General features: G+C 44.2%; 4 protein-coding genes. 3 read left to right on the forward strand and 1 reads right to left on the reverse strand.

All coding sequences use genetic code 11. From position 1 onward, the window contains the following. The first annotated feature begins 6 nt into the window (after window positions 1–6). Both ACED60_RS23195 and ACED60_RS23200 read left to right on the forward strand, forming a co-directional pair. Window positions 7–3,129 (forward strand): multidrug efflux RND transporter permease subunit, encoded by a 3,123-nt coding sequence (locus tag ACED60_RS23195; RefSeq protein ID WP_371728559.1) that lies wholly within the window; start codon window positions 7–9, stop codon window positions 3,127–3,129. A gap of 119 nt (window positions 3,130–3,248) precedes the next feature. Further along, window positions 3,249–3,500, forward strand: coding sequence for an accessory factor UbiK family protein (locus tag ACED60_RS23200; RefSeq protein WP_004735787.1), 252 nt, complete (start codon window positions 3,249–3,251; stop codon window positions 3,498–3,500). Between the two features lie 274 nt (window positions 3,501–3,774). Here the strand turns inward: ACED60_RS23200 and ilvC are convergent, their stop codons facing one another. After that, window positions 3,775–5,259 (reverse strand): ketol-acid reductoisomerase, encoded by a 1,485-nt coding sequence (gene ilvC / locus ACED60_RS23205; protein WP_017077813.1) that lies wholly within the window; start codon window positions 5,257–5,259, stop codon window positions 3,775–3,777. A 146-nt stretch (window positions 5,260–5,405) separates the two neighbouring features. Here ilvC and ilvY point away from each other — a divergent pair, with 146 nt between their 5' ends. Then, window positions 5,406–6,296, forward strand: a complete 891-nt coding sequence (ilvY, locus tag ACED60_RS23210; protein ID WP_054548024.1) for an HTH-type transcriptional activator IlvY — start codon at window positions 5,406–5,408, stop codon at window positions 6,294–6,296. Window positions 6,297–6,462 lie beyond the last annotated feature (166 nt).

Raw genomic sequence — 6,462 nt, forward strand, 5'->3', positions numbered from 1 at the left:
GGCACAATGCGCTTTACTGATGTTTTTATTAAACGTCCAGTTCTAGCGGTATCCATCAGCTTTTTGATTGCTCTGCTTGGCTTACAAGCAATCTTCAAAATGCAGGTGCGTGAATACCCTGAAATGACGAATACCGTCGTAACCGTAACCACGAGTTACTACGGTGCAAGTGCCGATCTTATCCAAGGCTTTATCACCCAGCCCCTCGAACAAGCTGTGGCTCAAGCGGATAATATCGATTATATGACATCTTCTTCTGTGCTAGGTAAATCTACGATTACCGTGAACATGAAGTTGAACACCGACCCGAATGCGGCGTTGTCAGACATACTGGCCAAGACAAACTCGGTACGGTCTCAGCTCCCTAAAGAAGCCGAAGATCCAACCGTAACTATGTCTACCGGTTCAACGACCGCGGTACTTTATATTGGTTTTACCAGTGATGAGCTCGTATCAAGCCAAATTACCGATTATCTAGAGCGTGTAATCAACCCGCAGCTATTTACGGTAAATGGTGTATCTAAAGTCGACCTATATGGTGGTATGAAATACGCACTGCGCGTATGGCTAGATCCGTCAAAAATGGCAGCTGTTAACCTCACCGCTACTGATGTTATGTCGGTATTGGATGCCAACAACTACCAATCAGCGACAGGTCAAGCTACTGGCGAATTCGTTCTTTATAACGGCAGTGCCGATACGCAAGTATCAAACACTGAAGAGCTAGAGAACTTAGTCGTTAAAAGTGGTGAGGGTGAAATTATTCGCCTGTCTGACATCGCTAAGGTTTCTTTAGAAAAAAGCCACGATATTTACCGAGCGAGTGCAAACGGTAAGGAAGCGGTTGTTGCAGCAATTAACGCGGCACCAAGTGCGAACCCTATCAACATTGCCGCTGATGTCCTTGAGCTTCTACCTCAATTAGAGAAGAACCTTCCAAGTAACATCTCGATGAATATCATGTATGACTCGACTATTGCGATTAATGAATCCATTCAAGAGGTTATTAAAACCATTCTTGAAGCGGCATTAATTGTACTGGTCGTAATTACTTTGTTCTTAGGTTCATTCCGTGCGGTTCTTATCCCGATCGTTACTATCCCACTGTCTCTAATTGGTGTGGCTATGGTAATGCAGGCGATGGGCTTCTCTTGGAACCTAATGACGCTACTGGCAATGGTACTGGCTATCGGCTTAGTAGTTGATGATGCCATCGTTGTATTGGAAAACGTCGACCGGCATATAAAATTAGGGGAGTCTCCTTTCCGAGCTGCCATCATCGGTACTCGTGAAATTGCAGTACCCGTTATCGCAATGACATTAACGCTAGGTGCAGTATATGCTCCTATCGCAATGATGGGTGGTATCACAGGCTCGTTGTTTAAAGAGTTTGCACTAACCCTTGCTGGTGCTGTTTTTGTATCGGGTATTGTGGCGTTAACGTTATCGCCAATGATGTGTTCAAAAATGCTCAAAGCTCACGCCGAGCCAAGCAAGTTTGAGCAGAAAGTACATAGCGTACTAGACGGCATGACCAATCGCTACGAGCGTATGCTTGGCGCGGTAATGCAGCATCGCCCAGTCTTCATTGGCTTCGCTATCATCGTATTTGCAAGTTTGCCACTGTTATTCAAGTTCATCCCTAGTGAGTTAGCGCCTTCAGAAGATAAAGGTGTAATCATGCTTATGGGTACAGCACCTTCGAATGCGAACTTGGACTACATGCAAAACACCATGAATGACGTAAACAGCCTTCTGTCTGATCAGCCAGAAGTAGCGTATGCGCAGGTGTTTACAGGTGTTCCTAATGCAAACCAAGCTTTTGGTATCGCATCAATGGTTCCATGGAGTGAGCGTGAAGCAAGCCAGTCTGAAGTAGCAAACCGTGTTGGTAACTTGGTGAAAGATGTTCCTGGTATGGCCGTAACAGCCTTCCAAATGCCAGAACTTCCAGGTGCAGGTTCAGGCCTTCCTGTTCAGTTTGTTATTACAACACCGAACAGCTTCGAGAGCCTATTCCAAATTACGACAGAGATCTTAGCCGAAGTATCGACAAACCCGCTGTTCGTTTATTCAGATCTTGATTTGAATTACGACTCAGCAACGATGAAGATCCATATCGACAAAGACAAAGCGGGTGCTTACGGCGTGACGATGCAAGATATCGGTATCACTCTAGGTACTATGATGTCTGATGGTTACGTAAACCGTATCGACTTGAATGGTCGTTCTTACGAGGTTATCCCTCAAGTTGAACGTAAATTCCGTTTAAACCCTGAATCGATGAACAACTACTATGTTCGTGGCGCAGATGGTAAAGCAATTCCTCTAGGCAGTTTAATCACGATTGATGTTGTGGCTGAGCCTCGCTCTCTTCCTCACTTCAACCAATTGAACTCGGCTACGATTGGTGCGGTACCGGCTCCAGGCGCTGCAATGGGTGATGCAATTGCGTGGTTTGAAGACACAGCTGCCAATAAGCTTCCAAGTGGCTATAACCATGACTACATGGGTGAAGCACGCCAATACGTAACAGAAGGTAGCGCACTTTACGCGACCTTTGGTTTAGCGTTGGCTATCATCTTCTTGGTATTGGCGATTCAGTTTGAATCTCTAAAAGATCCATTGGTTATCATGGTATCTGTACCACTGGCGATTTGTGGTGCCCTAATAGCTCTAGCTTGGGGTGCGGCGACGATGAACATCTACTCTCAAGTTGGTTTGATCACCTTGGTCGGCTTGATTACCAAGCACGGTATCTTGATCTGTGAGGTAGCGAAAGAAGAACAGCTACATAATCACAAGACTCGTATTGAAGCGGTAATGGAAGCGGCGAAGGTTCGTCTTCGTCCAATCCTGATGACAACGGCTGCGATGATCGCGGGTCTAATCCCACTGATGTACGCAAGTGGTGCGGGTGCAGCTCAGCGTTTCAGTATTGGTATCGTAATCGTTGCAGGTCTAGCGATTGGTACTATCTTCACACTATTTGTACTGCCAGTGATTTACAGCTACTTGGCTGAAAAACACAAACCTCTACCTGTATTTGTTGAAGACAAAGACCTAGAAAAGCTAGCTCGCGTCGATGAAGCAAAAGCAGCGCACAGAGAATTAGCTGATAATAAGTAATCACTAAGTCGTAATTACAATAAAAAGGCTACTTCGGTGGCCTTTTTTTGTACGCCATAGGCGACATATCAAGTGTGATTAAATAGAATAGTGATAAATATTCAGGAGTTTTAATTGATATGTTTGATCCAAAAAAACTAGAGCAGATTGCTAAGCAGATCCACGATTCTATGCCTCAACCAGTAAAAGAGCTTGGTTCAGACGTAGATCAAAAAGTTCGTCAGGTTATCCAAGGCCAACTGAACAAGCTAGACGTTGTAAGCCGTGAAGAATTTGATGTTCAAACACAAGTACTACTGCGCACTCGCCAAAAGCTGACTGAAATGGAACAAAAGCTAACGGACTTAGAAGCAAAGATTGCCGACAAGTAAGCGTAAAGCAAGAAAACTGAAAGGGTTGGTGTGAAAGCACCAACCCTTTTGTATTTCTGAAGATCAATCAAAAACTGAAAGTCGACAAAGACTGATCAAACAATGTTCATTTAATTGATTTTTAAGACTTTGTTACTAAAAGCAAAAAGGCTTGGTCAACGGCGACCAAGCCTTTTCATTAGATGTTGTGTTGCTTATTTATAACTCCAACCTGTAAGGAGTTAGTGATACTGCTTCGCTTTTTCTGCAAATTTATCAGTATCTAAGCGACTAATTAACCGCCTACAGCGATACGCTTCATGTCGCTCATGTAGCTACGTAGCTCTTCACCAATGTACTCTACAGGGTGGTTACGGATAGCTTCGTTTACTTCAATTAGCTTAGCGTTATCAACTTGGTTAGATGTTTCACCTAGACCGCGGCCGATTACGTCAGTTGCTACTGAAGGCATAAACTTCTCACGTAGTAGCGGTGTGGCTACGTTAGCGAATAGGTAGTTACCGTACTCAGCAGTATCTGAGATTACAACGTTCATTTCGTAAAGACGCTTACGAGCAACTGTGTTTGCGATTAGTGGAAGCTCATGTAGAGATTCGTAGTAAGCAGACTCATCGATGATACCAGATGCAGTCATAGCTTCGAATGCTAGCTCAACACCGGCACGAACCATAGCAACCATTAGGATACCGTTATCGAAGTACTCTTGCTCTGAGATTTCTACGTCAGAAGTTGGGTAGTTTTCGAATGCAGTTTCACCTGTCTCTTCACGCCAGCCTAGTAGGTTCACGTCATCGTTCGCCCAGTCAGCCATCATAGTGCTAGAGAAGTGACCAGAGATGATGTCATCCATGTGCTTGTTGTAAAGCGGACGCATTAGGTCTTTAAGCTCTTCAGAAAGCTCAAACGCTTTAACTTTAGCTGGGTTAGATAGACGGTCCATCATGTGAGTTACGCCACCGAACTTAAGTGCTTCAGTAATCGTTTCCCAACCGTATTGTAGAAGTTTACCTGCGTAGCCAGGTTCGATGCCATCAGCAATCATCTTCTCGTAAGATACGATAGAGCCGGCTTGTAGCATGCCACATAGAATTGTTTGCTCACCCATAAGGTCAGATTTAACTTCAGCTACGAATGAAGACTCTAGGCAACCTGCACGGTGACCACCAGTACCTGCAGCCCAAGCTTTAGCGATATCCCAGCCTTCGCCTTTAGGGTCATTTTCTGGGTGAACAGCGATCAGTGTTGGAACACCGAAGCCACGCTTGTACTCTTCGCGAACTTCAGAACCTGGACACTTAGGTGCAACCATTACTACAGTAAGGTCAGCACGTAATTGCATGCCTTCTTCAACAACGTTAAAGCCGTGAGAGTAACCAAGAGCAGCGCCTTGCTTCATTAGAGGCATTACTGTTTCAACAACGTTTGTATGTTGCTTGTCTGGAGTAAGGTTGATAACTAGATCTGCTTGAGGGATTAGCGTTTCGTAGCTACCCACAACAAAGCCGTTTTCATCAGCGTTTTTGAATGATTGACGCTTTTCATCAATTGCCGCTTGGCGTAGAGCGTAAGATACGTCTAGGCCAGAATCACGCATGTTCAGACCTTGGTTTAGGCCTTGAGCACCACAACCAACAATTACGATTTTCTTACCTTCAAGATATTCAGCTTCTGTCGTGAATTCTTCACGATCCATGAAACGGCAACGACCTAATTGGTCTAGTTGTTCACGAAGGTTTAATGTATTGAAATAGTTAGCCATTCTAGGGCACTCCTTTAAAAATAAGTCCGTAAGGTCGATATCTCTCTATCGAATGACTTCATACTAAAACAGACACTCCGTTGCTGAAAGTGATATATTCACAATTAGTTATTGCAATAAATGCAACATGGAAACGATCGCAAAACATGAACATAAAATCTCTACAATTATTTATACATTTATGTGACAGCAAGAGTTTCAGCAAAACCGCTGCTGCTATGCACGTCAGTCCTTCAGCACTTAGTCGTCAGGTACAAAAGCTTGAAGAAGAAACGGGGCAAGAATTGCTTATCAGAGATAACCGCAGTGTTGATCTCACTCCAGCAGGAAAGCACCTATTGCCAGTAGCATTAAGCATCGTTGGAGAGTGGCAGCAATACAATCTTCACCTGAAAGGTGGTGAGCAAGAACTTAAAGGTGAAATTCGCATATTTTGTTCGGTAACGGCTAGTTACAGCCACCTACCTGAGCTCATAACCGAATTCAGGGCTATTCATCCGTACATTGAATTTAAGCTCTCTACAGGCGATCCGGCTCAATCCATCGACAAGATTTTAAATGATGAAGCAGATATTGCTATCTCAGCGAAGCCAGACATTCTCCCTTCAAGGTTAGAATTTGAAACCATCAGCGATATACCACTGTCAGTCATCATCCCATCCGGTGTGAGTAGTTTTAGCCAGCAGCTGCAATCAGATAAACCAAACTGGAATGAAGTGCCTTTTATCATCCCAGAAGCTGGTACTGCACGAGAACGTGCGAACGCGTGGTTCAAAAAGATGAAGATAAAGCCCAACATTTACGCTCAGGTATCAGGTCATGAAGCGATCGTAAGTATGGTTGCTCTTGGTTGTGGGGTTGGTATCGCGCCAGACGTTGTAATCAACAACAGCCCTGTGAGAGATAAAGTCGACCGCTTAAAAATAGAGCCAATCAAGCCGTTTGAATTGGGAGTGTGCTGTAAGCGATCACAGTTAGAAAATCCGTTAATTAGAGCATTTTGGCAGGTAGCTGAAGGTAAATACCTTCAAGACTAGTTATCTATAAGTGATAACAAGCAAGTGTGGAGTCACAGATAAAGAGCACGTTAGTGCTCTTTTTTGTTTTTCTAAACGACAAATATGAAAAAAGCCCGCTGATTTCTCAGCGGGCTTTTCAATGGTGGTGGAGGGATAGGGATTTGAACCCTAGAACCGCTATTAA

Source organism: Vibrio sp. 1F279, from assembly GCF_041439815.1.
Taxonomy (GTDB): domain Bacteria; phylum Pseudomonadota; class Gammaproteobacteria; order Enterobacterales; family Vibrionaceae; genus Vibrio; species Vibrio tasmaniensis_A.